Source organism: Bacillus sp. CFBP9009, assembly GCF_036541465.1.
GTDB lineage: Bacteria > Bacillota > Bacilli > Bacillales > DSM-1321 > Peribacillus.
In genome coordinates this window covers 41,729-60,972 of sequence record NZ_JAZHFU010000008.1, presented here as the reverse complement: position 1 = coordinate 60,972, position 19,244 = coordinate 41,729, and the positions used below count along the sequence as shown (strand labels likewise).

At 41.0% G+C, this 19,244-nt stretch carries 12 protein-coding genes and 1 riboswitch; of the genes, 11 read left to right on the top strand and 1 reads right to left on the bottom strand.

Annotated elements, in window-relative coordinates; genetic code table 11:
* Positions 1 to 54: 54 nt before the first annotated feature.
* The 3 genes from V3595_RS18520 to dapF all read left to right on the top strand — a co-directional run bounded on the left by V3595_RS18520 (position 55) and on the right by dapF (position 3,253).
* A complete protein-coding gene (locus V3595_RS18520) occupies positions 55 to 627 on the top strand; it encodes a beta-class carbonic anhydrase (protein ID WP_485908707.1) in 573 nt (190 codons plus the stop codon).
* Between the two features lie 156 nt (positions 628 to 783).
* Complete coding sequence (locus V3595_RS18515) at positions 784 to 2,085, top strand: NCS2 family permease (RefSeq protein WP_485908706.1); 1,302 nt, start codon at positions 784 to 786, stop codon at positions 2,083 to 2,085.
* 181 nt (positions 2,086 to 2,266) lie between these two features.
* Entirely contained in the window at positions 2,267 to 3,253 is a 987-nt protein-coding gene (gene dapF, locus V3595_RS18510) for a diaminopimelate epimerase (protein WP_485908705.1), read from the top strand.
* A 164-nt stretch (positions 3,254 to 3,417) separates the two neighbouring features.
* Here dapF and ligD read toward each other — a convergent pair whose 3' ends face one another.
* A complete protein-coding gene (ligD, locus tag V3595_RS18505) occupies positions 3,418 to 5,265 on the bottom strand; it encodes a DNA ligase D (RefSeq protein ID WP_485908704.1) in 1,848 nt (615 codons plus the stop codon).
* Between the two features lie 149 nt (positions 5,266 to 5,414).
* On the opposite strand from ligD, the gene ku reads away from it, so the two are divergent.
* From ku to odhB, 8 genes are all read left to right on the top strand, one after another.
* Positions 5,415 to 6,257, top strand: coding sequence for a non-homologous end joining protein Ku (gene ku / locus V3595_RS18500; RefSeq protein ID WP_485908703.1), 843 nt, complete (start codon positions 5,415 to 5,417; stop codon positions 6,255 to 6,257).
* A 504-nt stretch (positions 6,258 to 6,761) separates the two neighbouring features.
* Complete coding sequence (locus V3595_RS18495; RefSeq protein WP_485908702.1) at positions 6,762 to 7,412, top strand: MOSC domain-containing protein; 651 nt, start codon at positions 6,762 to 6,764, stop codon at positions 7,410 to 7,412.
* 111 nt (positions 7,413 to 7,523) lie between these two features.
* Positions 7,524 to 7,622, top strand: a riboswitch (SAM riboswitch).
* 105 nt (positions 7,623 to 7,727) lie between these two features.
* The gene (locus V3595_RS18490) at positions 7,728 to 9,575 is read left to right on the top strand and encodes a bifunctional homocysteine S-methyltransferase/methylenetetrahydrofolate reductase (RefSeq protein WP_402905611.1); all 1,848 of its coding nucleotides are present in this window, start codon (positions 7,728 to 7,730) and stop codon (positions 9,573 to 9,575) included.
* Positions 9,568 to 13,017 carry a methionine synthase gene (gene metH / locus V3595_RS18485; RefSeq protein WP_485908701.1) on the top strand — a complete coding sequence of 1,150 codons (3,450 nt, stop codon included), beginning with the start codon at positions 9,568 to 9,570 and terminating at the stop codon, positions 13,015 to 13,017. The genes V3595_RS18490 and metH overlap by 8 nt, the downstream gene beginning before the upstream one ends.
* A gap of 102 nt (positions 13,018 to 13,119) precedes the next feature.
* Complete coding sequence (locus V3595_RS18480; RefSeq protein ID WP_485908700.1) at positions 13,120 to 13,887, top strand: polysaccharide deacetylase family protein; 768 nt, start codon at positions 13,120 to 13,122, stop codon at positions 13,885 to 13,887.
* 78 nt (positions 13,888 to 13,965) lie between these two features.
* A complete protein-coding gene (locus V3595_RS18475) occupies positions 13,966 to 14,733 on the top strand; it encodes a dioxygenase family protein (RefSeq protein ID WP_485908699.1) in 768 nt (255 codons plus the stop codon).
* A 376-nt stretch (positions 14,734 to 15,109) separates the two neighbouring features.
* A complete protein-coding gene (locus V3595_RS18470; RefSeq protein ID WP_485908698.1) occupies positions 15,110 to 17,962 on the top strand; it encodes a 2-oxoglutarate dehydrogenase E1 component in 2,853 nt (950 codons plus the stop codon).
* 1 nt (position 17,963) lies between these two features.
* Entirely contained in the window at positions 17,964 to 19,241 is a 1,278-nt protein-coding gene (gene odhB, locus V3595_RS18465; protein WP_485908697.1) for a 2-oxoglutarate dehydrogenase complex dihydrolipoyllysine-residue succinyltransferase, read from the top strand.
* Positions 19,242 to 19,244: the final 3 nt, after the last annotated feature.

The window sequence follows — 19,244 nt, the reverse complement described above, 5'->3', positions numbered from 1 at the left end:
TGATATAATCATAGTGGAATACATAGGTTAAATACATTTAAAAAGGTGGTAAATATGAGTTTACTTAATGAGATTCTTGATTATAATGAACAGTTTGTAGAAAAAGGTGAATATGTTAAGTATAGGACGGATAAGTTTCCTGAAAAACGGATGGTCATCATAAGCTGTATGGACACTCGGCTCGTTGAACTATTGCCAAAATCCTTGAATGTCAAAAATGGCGATGTCAAAATCCTGAAGACTGCCGGGGCAATCGTCTCCCACCCATTCGGAAGTGTCATGCGGAGTATCCTTGTTGCTATTTATGAGCTAAAGGCAGATGAAGTATTGGTCATACCTCACCATGACTGCGGGATGGCGTCAGTCGATGCCGATTCTGTAGTAGACAAGATGATCGAACGTGATATACCAAAGAGCACCATTGATACACTTGGAGCTGCAGGAATCGATATCCGCAGTTGGCTTCGCGGATTTGATGATGTTTATGAAAGTTGTAAGAACAGTGTGGAAGTGATTAAAGGACATCCTTTGATCCCTAAAAATATTCCTGTGCATGGTCTAATCATTTCCCCTGATACAGGGAAGCTGGAATTGGTAGTCGATGGGTATTCTGAAGGAAAAAAATAATATATTCATCGAGGCTGTCGGGATCATTCCCGGCAGTTTTTTTCAAATTTTTATCATTACTATTTATTTTTATCCTTTTTTTTGTTAAAATCGCCAAGTGTAGTTTGTCACTAATACAAACGGGTGGGCGAGGGATAAATTTAATAAGGATACAACATGAAGAAATTAAACTTGGAAACGTTTTTTCATTTTTCCGACTATGGAACGAATGGAAAACGTGAAATCCTTGCTGGAGTGGTCGGCTATTTTACGATAGTCTATATTCTCATCGTGAATTCCCTGATTTTATCGGAAGCGGGCATACCGATTAATGGTGCAGTGATCGCCACGATTCTTTTATCTGCTTTAAGCTGTGTCATGATTGGACTTTGGGCGAATGTCCCAATCCTTCTCGTTCCAGGAATGGGCGTAAATGCCCTATTTGCTTATACCATGGTTCAAGGAATGGGTCTATCTTGGCAATCGGCTCTTGGTGCTGTGTTTATCTCAGGGGTAATTTTTGTAGTCATCGCTTTTACAAAATACTCTAAGTTAATCAGTGATTCGATTCCAAGTTCGATAAAAGAAGCCATATCTGTCGGTCTTGGCTTATTCTTGATGTTAATCGGTCTTGAAAAGGGCGGGATAATCACAGGAGGTTCATCATCAATCGTCGCACTCGGAGATTTAAGCGATCCAGCGGTGTGTGCAACGGTGTTGACCTTTTTACTGGCAATCACGCTGTTCATCAAGAATGTCCCCGGTAATTTCATGATTACCATCCTGGCAGGCAGCCTCATTGCCTATTGGTTCGGGACGGTTCAACTATCTGAAATCCATTTTTCAGGCATAGACACAGCTTCCTACGGCGATCTTTTCTTTTCATTATCGTTCTTGGAAGTAAACCGGATTGAATTCTGGATAAGTGTATTTGCGATGACGATGGTTCTTGTTTTTGAAAATATTGGTCTTGTACACGGGCATGTAGACAGTATCAACCGCCAGGATGCCTATAAAAAGTCGCTGCAGGCGACAAGTGTGTCCGTTCTATTATCAGGCTTATTCGGTTCGAGTCCTACCGTTGCAACAGTAGAAACGGCAGCTGGAATCGCATCAGGAGGCAGGACTGGTTTTACTTCAGTGGTGACGGGCGTGCTATTCATTCTATCACTGTTATTTATACCGGTGATTAAAGTAATCCCTGATAGCGCCATTGCCCCCATCTTGATTATCATTGGCATTTTGATGCTCGGAAACATAAAAAAGCTGAATTTCAGTGATTTAACCGAGAGCATACCTGCAATCATGATCATCACGATCATTCCTTTCACATACAGTATTGCCGATGGAATGGCATTCGGTTTCATCCTGTACCCGTTCTTGAAGCTTGTAACCGGAAAAGCGAGAGAAGTGTCAGCCCCGATGTATGTGAGTGCCGGAATGTTTATCGTCTATTTCATCATTGGTATGATCGATTAATAATTCAAAAGAGCGGTTGTAATGAGTTAATTCTTATTCCAACCGCTCTTCTTATTGGTTTTTTCGTCGGAAAAATGGATTTAATGTAATTTACGCGATGACACATCCATCTTGAAAATGCTATGATATAGAATATTAAAAAATGAAAAATGACAAGCAGCATATTAGAGGATGTGACAGAATGATTATTGAAGGTTTAAAAAGCCATGGTTCTGGAAATGATTTCTTAATCATTGATGAATTGACTACAACCCTGACGTTTACTGAAGAAGAGCGGAAAAATTTCGCGAAGGCCCTATGCAATAGGGAGAAGCTTGGAGCGGATGGTATTTTGTTCGTAATGAAAAGTGAACATGCCGATTGCCGGATGCGTGTCTTTAATGCAGATGGATCGGAAGCCTCGATGTGCGGCAACGGACTTCGCTGTGTTGCACGTTACGCGAACGACGTTCTGGGGTTAGATAAAATGATCGTGGAAACAATGAAGGCGGATCTACTCGTGGAAAAAACGGAAGATATCTATGAGGGCATTCCGACTTTCAAGGTGGAAATTTCACCAGTAAGTTTTAATGTGAAGGATCTACCTCTTGTATTGGCTAAAGAACAGCTGCAAAACGAACCATTGCCGGAACTTCATGATACCCTGCTATTTTCGGCATTGGCGGTTCCTAATCCACATTTGATCACACTCGTCGATAGTGATGTTTTACAAAGTGATTTGCAGGAAGAACTTTCAACAAAGGTCAATCAACCGAATGAACTTTTCCCTGATGGTGTCAATGTCAGCTTTGTGAAAGAGCTGGAACCAGGGAGCATTTATGTGCGGACATTCGAACGGGGAGTAGGCTTCACGAATGCATGTGGAACGGCGATGTCGGCTTCAAGCCTTGTAACATGCTCTGTTGGTTTAAACGTATTGGAAAGTGAAATATCTGTCTACAATAACGGCGGAAAAGTTAAATGCGTCGTCCATCATGATGAAGAAAGCCAAAAGTATTCAATTGATTTAATCGGGAACGCAACCTATGAATTCAAGGTATCGATTGAAATAGACTTAGATCAGCCTGAAAAATTTGAAATGCTTGAAAAAGAGGATTTTGAATTGGAAACAAGCTTATATGCCAAGCTTCAGGATGAAGTGCAAAGTTATTTGAAAGCAAATTTATAAAGAAATCTTCAAACTGCAGGCAAACTCGAAGAAAAGCGAGTTTGCCTGCAGTTTTCTTATTTAAAAAACGGATCGTCCTCGGAAAGCAGCGCCCTACGTTCCAATCAACATTTTACACTCCCTCAAGGTTGCCAAATAAAATAAAGCGACTTCTAACGTTTACTTCAGTTGTTGGTCTTTTTTTGTTTTAGGAACGACAAAACTTCCAAAAAGGCTGGTCCATTATCGACAAGTCTGTAATCCATAAAAGCACATCCATCCCTTTTTATTCTGTTTGGGATGGTTTCAATCGTATAGTTCTTTAACTGGAGGTTTTCGTCCACTTCCTCCCAAAACAATGGTGTAGCCACACCCGCGAAAGAATTTCCCCGTGGGGAATAAGGCTGGATGATGGTTTTTCCTTCACTATGCTGCACAAAGTCTAGGTAAAGTCGATTGTGCCGATTTATTTTCATTCTTTCCGTTGTAAAATCATTTGGGTTGGAACTTGTTAAGTAGTCACCGAGAAAGTCGGTGAATATGCGTGTCTCCTGATAAGTAAATCTGTCTTCAGGCAGTGGGATGTGAATTTGCAGTCCTTTGTTACCTGAAGTTTTTACAAAAGCTTTAATTCTTAATGATTCCATCACTTTTTTAATTTCCTGTGCGGCCTTTATCGCAAAGGAGAAAAATTCGATGGAAGGGGGATCCAAGTCCAGGACGATTTCGTCGGGTCTTGTTTTACCCGCTTTCTGAAATGGGGCATGGAATTCCAATGCAAGCTGATTACCAAACCAAAGAAGCGTTTCAATATCGTTACACAGCATGTATTCGATATCCTCATCCATGAACGTTTTAATAAAGGCCGGCGCATAATCAGGTTTGTTTTTCTGGAAAAATCTTTCTTTATCCAAAGTGCCATGAGGATAGCGGATCGTCGTAAGCAGTTTATCCCTCAAGAAGGGTAAGAAGAAAGCTGAAACCTCCCGTAAATAATGAAGGTATTCAACTTTTACCACCTGTTTACCTTCTGTTATCCAAAGCGGTTTATCCCTGGAAGTTATTTGTACCGTATCTGGAAATGTGTATTGGCCTAGCACAAATTTCTCCCAGGTACATTCATCGGGAGTCGTTTGTAAAAGCCATTGCGAAAACTGAGGTTCACGCAATTCATTTTCTTCATATACGTGTAGAAATTGAACTTCTATGCAAATGGATGGATGGATATAAAAAAATTGTGCGTCTTCGTCTGATGCATTTTGCTTGATCAATTGATGCAATATACTTTTATCTTGAGCACTCAGTCCATTTTTAACGCTTCCGATTTTCGTTACGGCACCTTCTTTGAAAACTGCGAGGGAAACGTAACCATTTTCCTTGTGCAATGCTGTAATGAAGCAAGAAACGGTCTTCCAGTTTTTCACCTTAATCCAAGATGTAGTACGTTTTCCTTCTTGCCAAGTACCTCGAATTTCCTTGGCGACAACCCCTTCGCCATCTAATAGGGTGACCTTGTTCAAGGCACTATCCAAAACGTCAAAACTTTCTATTAATTGTATCAAAGCCTTATCGTTGGGATCAGGCGGAATAGGAAAGCCAAGTTTTGCCCCCATATTCAACATTAATTCCCTACGTTCTTCCATAGGTTTAGCTGCTAAGTCTTTTCCGTTGATGCGAAGCAGGTCAAACGCTATAAACCGGCATGGGGAAAAGCGGGCTTTTTCAGATATTAAGGATTGTTTACCAAGACGTCCTCGCCACTGTATTTGAAAAAAGTCAGCTTTCGCTTCATTGGTAAGCCAGACCAATTCTCCATCTAACTGAAGCGGGAGATATTCTTCCAGATCCAGTTCTTTGATGTAAGCAATGATTTCTGGGAATTGTGGTGATAATTCCTTCTCGTTCCGACTCGAAATGCTTATGGTATCGGAGTCAATCGTTAAAATAGCCCTAAAGCCGTCATATTTGACTTCATAACGCCAATCCTTGGAGTTGGGGGCTTCGGGGTAATAGGTTGGCAGCATCGGTTTCATTTTTGTATCACCTCCGCAAATAATGATTAACATTATTTTGCCAAAAAAACGAAGTGTTAGAGTTGGCAATTGTTTTTTCGTTTTTTTTTGAACAAAGGGGAATAATAAAATTGTTCTTCTCTTTAAAAATAAGTTATGAGGTGACGAATATGCATACGATGTGGAAGGGGAGCATATCATTCGGTTTGGTGAACATTCCGATCAAACTTCATGCTGCAACGGAGGATAAGGATATTTCTTTAAGGACGTTGCATAAGGAATGTCATTCACCGATTAAATACGAAAAAGTTTGTCCGGTATGCCAGAAAGAAGTGGGGAAGGATGATATAGTCCGCGCTTTTGAGTATACAAAGGGAAAATTTGTTGTATTGGAAGACAATGAACTGGAGCAAATGAAAAAACAAAATGAAGAAAAAGCCGTGGAAATCGTGGATTTCGTTAAAATTGAAGAAATAGATCCTATTTATTTCAATCGGAGTTACTACATGTCCCCTAATGATGGAGGGATAAAAGCTTATTCCCTTTTGAGGCAGGCCCTCATGGAATCGAATAAGGTAGGATTAGCGAAAATCATCATTCGCTCTAAAGAACAAATGGCGGTAATCCGAGTCGTTGATAATACCTTGGTGATGGAAACGATTCATTATCCGGATGAAGTCCGTTCCACAGCGGATGTTCCGAATATCCCAGCCAATGATACCATTGTAAAAAAAGAAATCGATACTGCCGTATTATTGATAGATCAATTAACGACTACTTTCGATCCGACAAAATACACCGATGACTATCGAACCGCGTTACTTGAATTGATTGAATCAAAGAAAACGGGACAGACGACGATTACAGCCAAAACAAAAGAACCAGTTTCCAACAATGTAACCGATTTAATGGAGGCATTACAGGCATCCATTGACCGAACGAAACATGATGAACCGGAAAAGAAAAAGATAACCCGAAAGAAAGCGGCACCGAAAAAAAAGAAACAAGCTTAAACAGGAAGCTGAGCGGAAGACATATGGTGTCGCTCGGCTTTCTGCTTGTTTTAGAAAGGAATCAGGCCTCTTATAAGGGAATGAAAGTGACTTTACAGGGAGGGATTTGCATAGGGAAGGAAAGTGCAAATAGGTAAGTGAATCACGATTTGAGGATATGAATGGAATTAAAAGAAAATGATGGATGGTAATGAAGGCAAAAAAATTCGCTCCCTAAAGAGCGACAATGAGGAATTCAATCGTGAAAATCAACATATAGGCGAACGGTTGTAGTTTTCGACTATATATTGTGTTCATATTCTACCATATTTAATTCTGAAATAGCAACAAAATTACTGAAACAAACCTATGAATTTTTCTGGAAATCAATGATATTTCGCCCATTTAACGGCTCGTGTGGCTTTTTCACTTCATATACTTATAAAAGCTACTGAATATAATGGATTTTTAGTATAATTTATACATATAGGATGATATAAATTAAATATGAATGGAAGATGCAAAATGGAAAATGGAAAAATAAAATCACTTCAGGCGGGGAAGCCGAAACATGAAAATTTTTCGCATGTCGATATCTTTTCAGCCATGGATAAACAAGCACAGGATAATGTGACAGTGACTAAATCAGGCATAATTGGTGATGGGGTAGGTAATGTAAAGTTCCATGGAGGTCCTGATCGGGCTTTGTGCTTTTACCCCTTTGAGCATTATTCATTATGGAATGAAAAATTCTCTAAAAAGCTGGATATCCCAGCATTCGGTGAAAATTTAACCGTAGCGGGGATGAGGGAAGAAGCCACGTATATCGGCGATATTTATCAAATAGGCGAAGTGATTGTTCAAATTAACCAGGGGAGGATACCTTGTTCAACCATTTCCCACTTCAATCAAGAACCTAAGTTTTTGGAACTCGTGCTGAAAACGAGTTTCACTGGTTATTTTGCAAGAGTGCTTCAAGAAGGAACGATAAATAAACAAAACGAAATCGTGCTAATAGATCGTTTGCAAGAAAAAATTTCAGTTCATTATGCAGCAGAGGTAATCCTCCATAAACGAGATGGGCTGGAAGGCGCTAAGGCTTTACTTACTCTAGACTCGTTAGCGGAAGACTGGAAAGAAAGAATCTTGAAGAGGGTTCAAGCTGCAAAAGATTGAATCATTTTTGCAAAAGTGAAAAAAATGTCGATCAGGTATTGAAATTGACAGATTATTAATGTAAATTAAATATAATCTAATTTTGAAATCTTGTGAAAATTATATAAATGGATCTTATCGAGAGAGGTGGAGGGACTGGCCCGAAGAAACCTCAGCAACCAGCTTAGGCAAAGGTGCTAAATCCAGCAAGCAGAGCTTGATAGATGAGGAGAATGTTTCAAAAAACCTTCTTCTTTGAGAAGGTTTTTTTTTCCTTTTCTCTCATACTCATAAAATACGACAAAAACAGGACTGTTTTTGAGAGAGGGTGTAATGATGAATTTTCGTAAAGAAGTGAAAGAAAGAATGCTGGTTGGGGAAGGGGCAATGGGGACCTTATTGTACTCAAATGGCATCGATCAATGTTATGAGGAATTAAACTGCACGAATCCGGATCAAATAGAATCCATCCACCGTGCCTATCTGGAGGCTGGTGCAGATATTCTTCAATCGAATACATACGGAGCCAATTTCAACAAATTGAAACGGTATGGACTTGAAGATGAAGTTAGCAGAATCAACCGCCAGGGAGTCATTCTTGCTAAAAAAGCGGCAAAAGGAAAGGCGTATGTCTTCGGTACCATAGGGGCACAGCGGAGTATCAGGAAATCGGATTTAAGCATGGAAGAGATTAAACGGGGTTTTCGTGAACAGCTATACAGTCTGTTGATGGAAAACCCTGATGGAATTCTCTTGGAAACATTTTATGACCTGGAGGAACTGGAAACCGTCCTGCAAATCGTTAAAAATGAAACTGGACTGCCGATCATCGCAAATGTTTCGATGCATGAACTGGGTAATCTCCAAAATGGAATCCATTTAAATGAAGCCTTTCAAAAACTCGAGCAATTGGGTGCCGATGTTGTTGGGGTGAATTGCCGTCTTGGTCCACATCATATGATCCGGGCCTTGGAAGAAGTGAGTTTGCCAAAGCAAGCATCGATTGCCATATACCCTAATGCCAGCCTTCCGGATTATGTGGATGGAAGGCTCGTCTATAAAGCTGTGCCTGAATATTTCGGTTCAAGTGCCCTGGAACTTCGTGAGCAAGGTGCCGCTATTATAGGCGGGTGCTGCGGAACGACGCCACTGCATATTCAAGCTGTAAAGAATGCGATCGGAAGTTTTGCTCCTGTAAAAGAGAAAGTTACGAAATCCCGTGAAATAGAAATAATTGAAGTGAACGAAAGAGAATTGGAACTTCCGCTGTACGAAAAGGCCAAGACGGAAAGGACGATCCTAGTTGAACTTGATCCACCGAAAAAGCTGGGAATAGAGAGTTTCATGACCGGTGCTGAGGTTTTGAAAAAAGCAGGGGTCGATTCCATTACATTAGCGGATAATTCACTTGCCTCACCAAGGATATCGAATGATGCACTGGCTAATTTACTGAAGAACCAATTGAATATTAATCCGATGGTGCATATAACATGCCGTGATCGAAATTTGATTGGCCTGCAGTCACATTTAATGGGACTGCAGACGGTGGGGCTGAATGAATTATTGATCATCACCGGAGATCCTTCAAAAATAGGGGACTTCCCGGGTGCCACCTCGGTTTATGATTTATCTTCCTTTGACCTTATAAGCATGGTCAAACAATTTAATGAAGGCCTTTCCTATTCCGGTCAAAGTTTGGGTCAAAGGGCGAATTTTAAAATTGCGGCAGCGTTTAATCCCAATGTGAAATATCTGGATAAAGCCGTACTGAGAATGGAAAAGAAGATTTCCTGCGGAGCTCAATCCTTTTTGACACAGCCAATTTATTCGGTGGAGCAAATCGAAGAAGTACATGAAGCTACAAAACATTTAGAAACACCGATTTTCATCGGTATCATGCCCTTGACAAGCACCAGGAACGCAGAATTCATCCATAATGAAATCCCAGGCATCAAATTGCCTGATAACGTAAGAAGGGCCATGGCTTTAGCGGGGGATGACCCTGTAAAGTCAAGGATGGAAGGGGTTAATATCGCGCGGGAACTGGTGGACGCGGCAAGGGAAAAATTCAAGGGCATATATTTAATCACTCCGTTCCTTCGCTATGAAATGACGGCGGAACTTACGAAATATATTAGAAAAGTCGATAGTAAACAGACATCAGAGGTGGCAGTACATGAATAAAAAAGCGATTCAAGATCAGTTAAATTCAAAGATTCTCCTACTTGATGGGGCGATGGGAACCATGCTTCAAGCGGAGAATTTGACAGCAGAAGATTTTGGCGGGGAACAATTCGAGGGCTGCAATGAATATTTATCACTGACGCAACCGGAAATCATCCAATCCATTCATGAAAAATATTTAGCAGCGGGCGCAGATATCATTGAAACAAATACCTTTGGAGCGACCAGCATCGTTCTTGAGGAATACCAAATAAGCACGATCGCCTACAAGCTAAATAAAATTTCAGCTGAGCTTGCCGTTAAAGCTTGTGAAAAGTATTCCAATGAGGAATGGCCAAGGTATGTAGCTGGCTCGATGGGCCCCACTACAAAAACGCTTTCCGTAACGGGCGGAACGACTTTTGATATTTTAACCGATTCTTATGAAGAACAGGCACTGGGTCTCTTGGATGGCGGTGTAGACTTGCTGTTGGTGGAAACCTGTCAGGATATGCTTAATGTCAAGGCTGCCTTTTCTGGAATCAAAGCAGCATTTGCAAAAACAGGAAAAGATGTGCCTGTCATCATATCCGGAACAATCGAACCAATGGGCACGACACTTGCCGGCCAGTCCATAGAAGCTTTTTATTTATCGGTTGAACATATGAAACCAGTAGCTGTCGGCCTTAATTGTGCAACAGGGCCGGAATTCATGATAGACCATATCAGGACACTTGCCGATATATCGAATAGCGCCATCAGTTGTTATCCGAATGCCGGGCTCCCTGATGAAGAAGGCCACTATCATGAGTCACCTACTTCCCTGGCAGAGAAAATGAAGCAATTTGCCGAAAAGGGATGGGTCAATATCATAGGCGGATGTTGTGGTACGACACCAGAGCATATTAAAGAACTTTCCAGGGTCCTCGAAGGCATGAAGCCCCGTACAGTAACGGAAACTGCCCATGGTCATGCCGTATCAGGCATAGAGCCGCTCATTTATGATGATTCAATGCGTCCTTTATTCGTAGGTGAAAGGACGAATGTTATCGGTTCCCGAAAATTCAAGGAGCTGATACGCGGCAAGCATTACGAGCCAGCAGCCGAAATTGCACGTAACCAGGTGAAAAAAGGCGCCCATGTCATTGATATTTGTCTTGCTGATCCTGATGGGGATGAGCTTGGCGATATGAAGGAATTTGTAGAAGAGGTCGTCAAAAAAGTGAAAGTCCCATTGGTCATCGATACTACGGATGAAGTTGTACTTGAACAAGCATTAAAACATTCACAAGGAAAATCGATCATTAATTCCATAAACCTTGAAGATGGTGAAGAGCGCTTTGAAAAAATAATACCCTTAGTCCATCAATATGGTGCTGCCGTTGTCGTAGGAACCATAGATGAAATCGGGATGGCCGTCGATGCTGAACGGAAATTGGAAGTGGCAACACGGTCTGTGGATCTGCTCGTCAATAAGTACGGTCTAAACAAAAGTGACATCATCTTTGATCCGCTTGTATTTCCTGTAGGCACAGGAGATGAACAATATATCGGATCTGCTTTAGAGACGGTGAATGGAATAAAGGCTATTAAAGAAAAGTTTCCAGAATGCCTAACGATACTTGGCATTTCTAACGTTTCTTTCGGTCTGCCAGCGAGGGGAAGGGAAATATTAAATGCAGTTTTCCTTTACCATTGTACAAAAGCGGGACTCGATTATGCCATCGTGAATACAGAAAAACTTGAACGTTTCGCACTGATTCCGGAAGAGGAAGTGAAACTGGCTGAGGCACTCCTGTTTGAGACTTCAACTGAAACTTTAGCGATTTTTACCGAATTTTATCGTGGAAAAAAAGCGGAGAAGAAGGATAATGGTGTGATCCTGCCATTGGACGAACGTCTAGGTAACTATATTATCGAAGGAACGAAAGAAGGATTGGTTGATGATTTAAATGAAGCGATTGAGCGCGGTGATACCCCATTGGAAATCATCAATGGACCATTGATGGATGGCATGAGTGAGGTGGGGCGGTTGTTTAATGACAACCAACTTATTGTCGCAGAGGTACTTCAGAGTGCTGAAGCGATGAAGGCGGCTGTATCTCACCTTGAACCACTTATGGAAAACTCTGAAGATAGTGCTAAGAAAGGGAAAATCCTTTTGGCGACTGTCAAGGGAGATGTGCATGATATCGGGAAAAACCTAGTGGATATCATCCTATCCAATAATGGCTATGAAGTCATTGATTTAGGGATCAAGGTGGCACCGCAACAAATCATAGAAGAGGTTCGAAAACATGAGCCAACCATCATTGGCCTATCTGGGTTACTTGTCAAATCTGCACAGCAAATGGTTTTAACCGCTCAGGATTTAAGGCAAGCGGGAATAGATACCCCAATATTAGTGGGAGGGGCAGCATTATCACGTAAATTCACCGATTTTAAAATATCACCTGAATATGAAGGACCGGTTTTATATTCCAAAGATGCGATGGATGGTTTGGCAGTAACGAATATTTTACATGACTCTGACAAAAAAGTGGTGTACTTGGAAGAGTTAGTCGAGAAACGAGAAAGGTCGAAAGCGAATGCCGCCATTGCCGCAACGCTGGAAAAACCTGTCCGTAAGCAGTCCACAGCTGCCCCTTTAAGCGATGTTCCTGTTCAAATACCGCGTGACATCAAGCGTCACGTCCTGAAGAACTATCCATTGGATGTCATCCAGCCATATATTAATAGGCAAATGCTGATTGGTCATCATTTGGGGTTAAAGGGTAAAGTTTCCGAATTGCTTAAGCAAGGGAATGAAAAAGCGGTGCAGCTCAATGATCTCGTTGATGAATTGATTGAATTCCTTAAGACGGAACCGGATTATGGCTTGAATGCAGTTTATCAATTTTTCCCTGCTCAAAGCGAAGGCGATAAGCTTTTGGTATACAACCCGGACAATCATCATGAGGTTTTGGAAACTTTCGAATTTCCAAGGCAAGATACGAATCCGCATCTTTGTTTAGCGGACTTCGCGAAACCGGTCTCCTCCGGGCAAATGGATTATGTTGGTTTCTTCCTGGTCACTGCCGGAAAAGGAATCAGAAAATGGGCAGAAAAACTTAAGCTTGAAGGTGATTTCTTGAAAAATCACGCCCTTCAATCACTTGCTCTCGAAACAGCTGAAGGGTTCGCGGAAAGAATTCATCAATTAATGCGCGATGATTTAGGCATAAGCGATCCTATTGAAATGTCCATGAAAGAGCGATTTGCCGCTAAGTACACCGGACAAAGGTTTTCTTTTGGTTATCCTGCTTGTCCTAATCTGGAAGACCAGGAGAAGCTATTCCGCCTGTTACAACCTCAAGATATTGGAGTGGAATTGACTGAAGGATGCATGATGGAACCAGAGGCTTCCGTTTCCGCCATTGTTTTTGCACATCCTGAAGCTCGTTACTTTAATGTCGATCGATAATTCATATTATAAGGCAGCGGTATTTTTTACCGCTGCCTTGTTGCGCATGAAACCCCTTTATTGGTACATCTTAATGGTCAAAAGGAAGGGGATGCAACACCTATGAAGAGTAAGCTTAAATTATTTCTTTCCATGGCGGGTTCTTTCATTATTATTTTGTTTCTTGTGGCTGTGCAAAACATTCAAGTGCATGCAATGGTACCTGAAGAGATGACACCGCTCCTAAAAAGTAAGGAAAATCAGAAAATCGCTTATTTGACTTTCGATGACGGACCATCTTTGAATACCATGAAGATATTGGATATTTTGGACCGCTATCATGTTAAAGCCACATTTTTCGTTAAAGGCAACGAAGAGCCATACGCAAAGGAAAGCTATCAGGAAATGATTTCCCGCGGTCATTCGATTGCCCTACATTCATATACACATGATTATTCCATCATTTATCGATCGACTGAGGGTTTCTTTCAAGACTTGAATAGACTTGAAACCATGCTTCAAAAGGAGTATGGGTTAAAAAGCCGAATTGTGCGCCTTCCTGGCGGCTCGAATAATCGTCTGCGGCATCAGGCTGCCACTAAACCCATCATCAATGGAATCCTTCAACAACTAAAGGACAAAGGGTATATATACATTGATTGGTCCATTGACTCGACAGATGGCATCAGTCCGTCAATAAGTGAACGACAAATCATTACTGCTGTACAAAAAGGGACGAAAGATCAAAAGCATGTTAATATCTTATTGCATGATATCAATAGTATGAAAAATACAGTGAAAGCATTGCCTGATATAATTGAATTCCTAAAAAAAGAAGGGTATACCTTTGATACTATTGATGAGACAACCCCAAAAATGCAATTTAATTGATGAACACATTGTTTATCTATAGTAAATTAAGGTATAGGATATAGAGATTACATTGTGAAAGGATTTATCGTTTCTATGATGCCATCATTGTTTTTATCACATGGAACACCGCTATTGGCTTTGGAAAAGAATAGCTACACTTCTTTTTTGAAGGGTTTTATGCAAGCTATGAAGAAACCTGCTGCCATCGTTATTTTGTCAGCACATTGGGAAAATGAAGATCAAATGATTTCTGCAGTAGGGAAGCATGAAGTCATTTATGATTTTGCAGGATATCCTGAAGAAATATTTCAGATAACTTATCCTGCCAGGGGATGCCTTGAGCTTTCAGATCGAATTTTAACCTTATTGTCCAGGATAGGTGTATTGGGGGAACTAGATGAAAGGCGCCCCCTGGATCATGGAGCATGGGGGCTTTTGCATATCATGTATCCAGAAGCTGACATCCCGACCGTATCCATGTCCATCAGTCCTGCGCTGCCATTGGACAAGCAGTATGAAATTGGGAAAGCACTGAAAGAATTAAAGGAAAGTAATGTCCTAATCATAGGAAGCGGTGGAATTGTCCATAATTTCACCCAAATTCAGAAAGATATGCATGTTGCAGAAGGATGGGCAATCGAGTTTGAGAACTGGGTCGAAGAGAAAATCGTGAAATGGGATTTACAATCTTTGTTCAATTATGAAAAAATCGGCCCTTACAGTACAGAGGCTGTGCCTTCCAAAGAGCATTTCATTCCATTGGTCATCGCAATGGGGTCAGGGGATGACAATAAAAAAGCAGCTCTCCTGCACAGAAGCTTTCAATATGGCAATCTGAGTTTAACAGCTTGGAAGTTTGATTGAGGTGAAAGGGTTTTCAAACTAGTTAAATTTACCTGAAAAATAATCATTATACAAAAATACAAAATTCTTTTTTTAGCGAAAAAAAGACTTAAATGAGCAAAAAAGACAATTAAAAGCGATTTTTGACGAATTAAACAGAAATATAGTTTAAAAAAGGTTGCATAAAGTGGTTTAACCTTTGGATATTTCGACAAAAACATGTTAATATAACATCTGAAAACGTTTTATCCTTTAAAATTTTATTATTCAATAACCAAAGTTATTTATTATATATCTTATATATATCATATATTTGGGGAAAATTTAGAAGAAAGAAATTTGGGGATGGATAAAACGAAATGAAAAAAATTATGAGAAAAATTTGGGGGTTTACAAAATGACCATCAATGATTCTAAGGTATACGACCAATGGAAAACTTTTTCAGGTCCAAACCTTGGGTATGTCATGGAGCAATACGATTTATTTCTAGCCAACCCGGAAGAAGTGGATCCGGAACTGAAAAACTTTTTTGAAGTATCTGGTCCTCCTTCATTCGATGTATCGGCAGAAACAACGACTGGAAGTGCACCAACTGTACAAACTGGAGAAGTTCTTCCAATGAAGAAAATTATGTCTGCAGTTAATTTAGCTGAAAATATCCGTGCATACGGACATCTTGCTGCAAATATTTATCCTTTAAAAGAAGAAGCTCTGGACACTGAACAAATTCACTTTGAAAAATATGGCTTGACTGCAGATGATTTAAGGAAAATACCGGGTGACTTAATTTGTCCGGAATCACCTGAAGACGTGAAAGACGGATACGAAGCCGTACAATACCTAAAACAACTCTATACAAAAACGATAGCCTTTGAATTTCATCATGTTAATGACTTGGATGAAAAGCAATGGCTTACTGATATGGTCGAATCCGGAAACATGTTCCCGGAAGTGGGAAAAGAGAAAAGAGAACTATTACTTAAAAGATTGAATGAAGTAGAAGGCTTCGAGAAATTCCTTCACCGCACATATGTAGGGCAAAAACGTTTCTCTATTGAAGGACTGGATGCTTTGGTTCCGATCTTAGATGAAATGATTTCACAAACTGTTCAAAACGGAACGGGGAATGTGAATATTGCCATGGCTCACCGTGGACGTTTGAATGTGCTTGCACATGTATTAGGAAAGCCATATGAGGTCATTTTCTCTGAATTCCAACATTCACCTAATAAAGATTTGGTTCCTTCCGAAGGTTCAACAGGCATTAACAATGGATGGACCGGTGATGTTAAATACCATTTAGGTCTGGATAAACAGATTACTAAAGCTAATATACAAAAAGCAAGGATTACACTTGCCAATAACCCAAGTCACTTGGAAGTGGTCGGTCCTATCGTGGAAGGGTATTCTCGTGCGGCTCAAGAAGACCGTTCAGAAAAAGGATTCCCTGTTCAGGACATTTCCAAATCCCTTGCAATCCTGATACATGGTGATGCAGCATTCCCGGGTGAAGGAATTGTACCTGAAACGTTTAACTTAAGCCGTTTACGCGGTTATCAAGTTGGGGGCGCCATCCATATCATCGCCAACAACATGATCGGTTTTACAACGGAAAGTGAAGATTCACGTTCAACCTTATATGCTAGTGATTTGGCAAAAGGCTTTGAAGTGCCGATCGTGCATGTGAATGCAGATGATCCAGAAGCATGTATGGCTGCTGTGAACCTTGCTAACCTATACCGTGAAAAATACAATAAGGATTTCTTGATCGACCTGATCGGTTACAGACGTTTCGGCCATAACGAAATGGATGAGCCATTGGTGACTCAACCTGAAATGTATGCATTAATTCATAAGCACCCAACCGTTAAAGAGCTTTATGGGAAAAAACTTATTGAAACTGGTGAGTTCACTGAAGCTGAAGTTAAAGCGATTGCTGAGCAAGTGGATACAAGGCTTGCAGATGCATATGCGAAAATTTCCGGAAATAAACCGGAAGCTTCTAAAGAGTGTAATCCTCCTGGAATTATTGAAAAAGGACTTCCAGCCATTGAAACGGCAGTTCCGAAACAAGAACTTGTTACAATTAACGAAGAACTTGTTAAGTGGCCGGAAGGATTCACTCCTAATAAAAAATTAGGAAAGATTTTATCACGTCGCTTGGATTCCTTTGGTGCTGACGGAAAAGTTGATTGGGCTCATGCCGAGACATTGGCATTTGCATCCATATTGAGTGACGGCACACCAATCCGTTTGACAGGACAAGATTCAGAGCGTGGAACATTCGCACAACGTAATATCATGTTACATGATAGTGTTAATGGCAAAACATATTCACCACTTCACACACTTGAAACTGCCAAAGCATCATTCGCTGTTCATAACAGCCCGCTTACTGAAACGGCAGTTCTGGCTTATGAATATGGTTATAATGTATTTGCACCTGAGACACTTGTATTATGGGAAGGGCAATTCGGTGACTTCGCTAATACAGCACAAGTGATCTTTGACCAATTTATCGCGGCAGGCCGTGCAAAATGGGGTCAAAAATCAGGTCTTGTCATGCTGCTTCCACACGGTTATGAAGGGCAAGGACCAGAGCACTCAAGTGCACGACTGGAACGCTTCCTTCAATTAGCGGCTGAAAACAACTGGACAGTTGCCAACTTAAGTTCGGCAGCTCAATACTTCCATATCCTTAGAAGACAAGCTAAGATTTTGGATCAAGAGCAAGTCCGTCCGCTAGTCATCATGACACCGAAGAGTATGCTTCGTAATCAAGTGATGGCTTCTACAGCAGAAGAATTCAGTGAAGGCGCTTTTGAATCATTCGTAGAAACCAAAGCTTTGGGCAAAAAACCTAAATCGGTTGAACGCATTGTTTTTGCATCAGGTAAATTGGCGGTTGAACTTCGTGAAAAAGCGGCAACTGAAAAAAATACGGATTGGTTGCAAATCATCAGTATCGAAGAAATTTATCCATTCCCATTCACTGGAGTTCAGGAAGCCCTGAAAAAATATACAAATCTTAAAGAAATCTTCTGGGCTCAAGAAGAACCTAAAAACATGGGTGCTTGGACATTTGTTGAACCTCGCCTAAATGCAGCGGCTCCTGGCAATCTTTCAGTAACATATATAGGAAGGAAGCGCAGATCAAGCCCGGCTGAGGGAGATCCACTTGTCCATAAAAATGAACAACAACGGATTATGACTCAAGCAATTACACGCAATAATGAGGGGGAGAAATAAAATGGCTGAAGTAAAAGTACCTGAATTAGCAGAATCAATTTCTGAAGGATCTATTGCGCAATGGTTAAAACAACCTGGTGATCACGTTGAAAAAGGAGAATATGTCCTTGAACTTGAAACGGATAAAGTGAACGTGGAAATCATTTCAGATTATACTGGTACACTTTCTGAACATTTAGCGGAAGAAGGCGATACTGTCCAAGTTGGACAGGCTATCGCCATCGTTGATGAAAATGGATCAGCTGCAGCCGGTCCAAAAGCGGAAGCTCCTAAGGTTGAAGAAGCTAAAGCAGAACCAGCTAAGGCTGAACAAGCGGCTCCTGCTAAAGAGGCTCCTAAAGCAGAAGCGAAAGAAGCATCATCCACTCAACAAGTTATTGCTTCACCAGCTGCAAGGAAATTGGCTCGTGAAAAAGGAATTGACTTGACTCAAGTGCCTGTAGCCGACCCACTAGGTCGTGTACGTGTTCAAGACGTGGAAGCAGCAAGTAATGCTCCTGCAGCTCCTGCAGCACCTGCGGCTGCTCCAAAACAAGCTCCTGCAGCTAAACAAGCAGCCGCTCCTGTTGAAGTGAATGATGACCGCATTGAAGTGGTTAAGATGACACGCCGTCGTCAAACCATTGCCAAACGTCTAGTTCAAGTACAATCCGAAGCAGCCATGCTTACTACTTTTAACGAAGTCGATCTTTCTGCAGTCATGGAATTGCGTAACCGCCATAAGGATTCTTTCGTGAAAACAAATGACGTTAAACTTGGTTTCATGTCATTCTTCACTAAAGCGGTCATTGGCGCATTGAAAAAATATCCGTTATTGAATGCTGAAATCCAAGGCGACCATATCCTGAAAAAGAACTTTTATGATATCGGTGTAGCTGTATCCACTGATGAAGGTCTTGTTGTTCCGGTAGTAAGGGATGCTGACCGCAAAAGCTTTGCTGAAATCGAGAAGAACATTTCGGATTTAGCTGTTAAAGCGCGTAACAACAAACTGGGACTTTCAGATTTATCAGGTGGTACATTTACCATCACAAATGGAGGGACTTTCGGTTCCCTATTATCAACACCAATCTTGAATGCCCCTCAAGTTGGGATCTTGGGCATGCATACAATCAAGACTCGTCCAATCGCTGTTGGAGATCAAATCGAAAACAGACCAATGATGTACCTTGCATTATCTTATGATCACCGTATCGTAGATGGAAAAGAAGCTGTTGGTTTCTTAGTGGCTATCAAAGATATGCTGGAAGATCCAGAACAACTTTTACTTCAAGGCTAATAA

Excerpts from the sequence above, each read along its gene's own strand:
- V3595_RS18520 (WP_485908707.1), top strand. The coding sequence starts at position 55 with ATGAGTTTACTTAATGAGATTCTTGATTATAATGAACAGTTTGTAGAA.
- V3595_RS18515 (WP_485908706.1), top strand. The coding sequence starts at position 784 with ATGAAGAAATTAAACTTGGAAACGTTTTTTCATTTTTCCGACTATGGA.
- dapF (WP_485908705.1), top strand. The coding sequence starts at position 2,267 with ATGATTATTGAAGGTTTAAAAAGCCATGGTTCTGGAAATGATTTCTTA.
- ligD (WP_485908704.1), bottom strand. The coding sequence starts at position 5,265 with ATGAAACCGATGCTGCCAACCTATTACCCCGAAGCCCCCAACTCCAAG.
- ku (WP_485908703.1), top strand. The coding sequence starts at position 5,415 with ATGCATACGATGTGGAAGGGGAGCATATCATTCGGTTTGGTGAACATT.
- V3595_RS18495 (WP_485908702.1), top strand. The coding sequence starts at position 6,762 with ATGGAAAATGGAAAAATAAAATCACTTCAGGCGGGGAAGCCGAAACAT.
- V3595_RS18490 (WP_402905611.1), top strand. The coding sequence starts at position 7,728 with ATGAATTTTCGTAAAGAAGTGAAAGAAAGAATGCTGGTTGGGGAAGGG.
- metH (WP_485908701.1), top strand. The coding sequence starts at position 9,568 with ATGAATAAAAAAGCGATTCAAGATCAGTTAAATTCAAAGATTCTCCTA.
- V3595_RS18480 (WP_485908700.1), top strand. The coding sequence starts at position 13,120 with ATGAAGAGTAAGCTTAAATTATTTCTTTCCATGGCGGGTTCTTTCATT.
- V3595_RS18475 (WP_485908699.1), top strand. The coding sequence starts at position 13,966 with ATGCCATCATTGTTTTTATCACATGGAACACCGCTATTGGCTTTGGAA.
- V3595_RS18470 (WP_485908698.1), top strand. The coding sequence starts at position 15,110 with ATGACCATCAATGATTCTAAGGTATACGACCAATGGAAAACTTTTTCA.
- odhB (WP_485908697.1), top strand. The coding sequence starts at position 17,964 with ATGGCTGAAGTAAAAGTACCTGAATTAGCAGAATCAATTTCTGAAGGA.